A 2,494-nucleotide genomic window follows, 5' to 3' on the forward strand; every position below is an offset into this window, starting at 1 on the left:
GCCTAGGCTCAGCCATGCCAATTGAGACCGATGCTGTGAGGCGAGGGTCGTGGCAGCAGGGGAGAGTGACGACAGTAACGCCTTTATGTGCACTGTCGACACCGGACATGCCAAATCTGGTATGACCCCCGGTGGAGTCCGGACACCACTTGAATAAACGGGGCGGAACCCGAACAGCCAAACGAGTAGGGACAAGAGATCACGGAGGGTTTGTTATGTCAGAACAAGCAGTGTTGTTGGGCGGATGGACTGCCTACCACAAGCTGAGCGCCAAAGATCAGGCCGTATTCAACCAGGCACTGGAAGGATTTGTCGGGGTGCAGTACACCCCCTTTGAAGTCTCCACCCAGGTCGTCGCCGGCACCAACTACCGTTTCAAATGCAAAACCACGGTGCCGCTGCCCAACCCGATCCATGGGGAAGCCGTGGTGCAGATCTTCCAATCCCTGGATGGCTCGGCCCATATCACCTCCATCACCCCGATCTGATCCGGTTGCGGGGCTAGGTGGGGAGGGGAATAGCCTCCAACCTGTTTGCTCCAAATCCTGAAAATAAGAAAGACGCCTTAGGGCGTCTTTCTTATTTTCCAATTGTTTGCGAGAAAATTTTGCTGTTGGTGCAGGGGATGGAGGCCATGTTGCCAACGTTGTCGTGATGAGTGCCCGAGTCGATCGGCAGAGCGTCATCTATCGCGTCCACATAGGGCGGCAGGCTGTTGCCTCTCTAGGCTGGGGAGGGGGGAGCAAACCCTGTCCGTCTGGTGCCGCGCGTGCAATGGGGTCGGATACCCGCTGCTTGGATGTTCCATATTGATGCAAGATGATGCTAGCTGCTGATACGTTCCCCCCAAGATGGGTCAATTTCTTGATCTGGCTTGAAAAACGTTTACCTTCCTCTTTTTCTTGTCTCTCTTGCTCGCTAGGATAGCCGTATGGATATGGCCTCTTTGTCGTCACCTATAAGGAGTCAGGCCAGAAATATCGCGAGGGTCAAAGGCCGCAAACTAGCACTTGTCAGGCGGTAGCTTGGCTGTTATTTGGAAGGCTCTGCTATTCGATTAGTACCGCCTTCCATCTAATCACAGTGGGGTCCCATGAACGGCGTCTACTCCATCGACAATCCGCGTCGTCTTTTCGAGAGGCTGGTTCGCAGCTTTACCGCGTTTTGCGACTCGCCATCAGAAGACGGAATCTTGGACGTTATCTTTCCCCTCTACCATCTGCGGGAATGGATATGTCCTGGCGGATACAATTCGTACAAACACAAACCAGACGATGCTCGTGCCCGAGAAGAACGCCTGCATGCGCATCTCCATGTCATGCCGGAATATGAAGTTGTTCGCTCTCTCTGCAATGCCGTCAAACATTACAGTGCCGAGACGCTCACCGGACGTACCGAGAAACTAGAAGGCTTCCGAGTCGGCTTGGGTAGAGTCAGCGATTCTCTTGGAGTAACGCACTTTATGGTTGACGGGAAAGAAATCCGAGGCTTCTTCTGGCCGGTTTATGAGGTGTATTTCCGGTACTTCTATGATGCCCAACCCGGCAGTCAACCGGACGTTGCGCAATGAAGCCACGTAGCGCCGGTTATTATAAACGTCAGGTATCGCTATGACAGATGGCAAGCAATTGGAGTCTCTGGTCGCCTTCGTCGAAGAGAGGATGCTGCCTGGAGGCTTTGCCGTAGTAACAAACCAACGGATTTATAACGACGACGGTGTCCAGATAGCCGAATTTGATGTAGAGATTCGCGGCCGCTTGGGTACGACCGATCTTGCTTGGCTGATCGAATGCCGTGATCGCCCCGGCTCAGGGCCCGCGCCCGGTAGCTGGATAGAACAATTAGTGGGCCGCCGCTCGCGCTTTGGATTCAACAAAGTCACGGCTGTTTCCACCACAGGCTTCGCAGAAGGCGCACAAGATTTCGCCAAGCAACAAGGGATCGAACTTCGCTCCGTCGAGGTGTTAACTCCGGACGCCTTTGTGTGGTTGGGCCTCTCTCATATGAGTTTTGTAGAACGGCGCGCCAATCTTGAGAGTGCTCGGCTCCTTGTCAACGAGAGCACATCTGAGGAACTTCGGGCTGCACTAAGTGACGTTGTGAAATCAGCTACAGGCGCGGACCGAATAATTCGATCAGTATCTGACGGCACGCAGCAAACCATGGCCGAGGCATTCCTTGGCGTTGTGGAGAGTGCAAATCTGTTCGTAGATCTTGAACTAGGGAAAGTGCGAACAAGTCCTTGATGTGAGATCATGAACCCCACTTGGCATCAGGGATGAGGTTCAGCATGAGTCACCAGCTCACCTTCGCGGACTGCGAGTTCAATGGCAAACGCCGTAAAACCCGTAAAGAGATATTCTTGGCTCGCATGGAGGCTGTGCTCCCATGGCCAAGGATGCTGGGGGTCATCGAACCCGTCTATCCCAAAGCTGGTAACGGGCGTCGTCCCTACCCACTCGATACCATGCTCCGCATTCACTGTATGCAGCAG

3 protein-coding genes and 1 pseudogene are annotated in these 2,494 nt (G+C 53.9%); all 4 read left to right on the top strand.

Going from position 1 to position 2,494, the window contains the following annotated elements; translation table 11 throughout:
* The first annotated feature begins 215 nt into the window (after positions 1–215).
* Positions 216–488 (top strand): hypothetical protein, encoded by a 273-nt coding sequence (locus CAK78_RS10850; protein ID WP_010633780.1) that lies wholly within the window; start codon positions 216–218, stop codon positions 486–488.
* Between the two features lie 605 nt (positions 489–1,093).
* The gene (locus tag CAK78_RS22660) at positions 1,094–1,570 is read left to right on the top strand and encodes a hypothetical protein (protein ID WP_141214177.1); all 477 of its coding nucleotides are present in this window, start codon (positions 1,094–1,096) and stop codon (positions 1,568–1,570) included.
* A gap of 40 nt (positions 1,571–1,610) precedes the next feature.
* Entirely contained in the window at positions 1,611–2,246 is a 636-nt protein-coding gene (locus CAK78_RS10860; RefSeq protein ID WP_094697270.1) for a restriction endonuclease, read from the top strand.
* 44 nt (positions 2,247–2,290) lie between these two features.
* A pseudogene (locus CAK78_RS10865) lies at positions 2,291–2,494 on the top strand (IS5/IS1182 family transposase); the annotation flags it as partial.

Source organism: Aeromonas sp. A35_P, from assembly GCF_002259925.1.
Classification (GTDB): Bacteria; Pseudomonadota; Gammaproteobacteria; order Enterobacterales; family Aeromonadaceae; genus Aeromonas; species Aeromonas dhakensis.

Bases quoted from the DNA above. Each gene is read 5' to 3' on its own strand.
- CAK78_RS10860 (WP_094697270.1), top strand. From the start codon at position 1,611: ATGACAGATGGCAAGCAATTGGAGTCTCTGGTCGCCTTCGTCGAAGAG.
- CAK78_RS22660 (WP_141214177.1), top strand. From the start codon at position 1,094: ATGAACGGCGTCTACTCCATCGACAATCCGCGTCGTCTTTTCGAGAGG.
- CAK78_RS10850 (WP_010633780.1), top strand. From the start codon at position 216: ATGTCAGAACAAGCAGTGTTGTTGGGCGGATGGACTGCCTACCACAAG.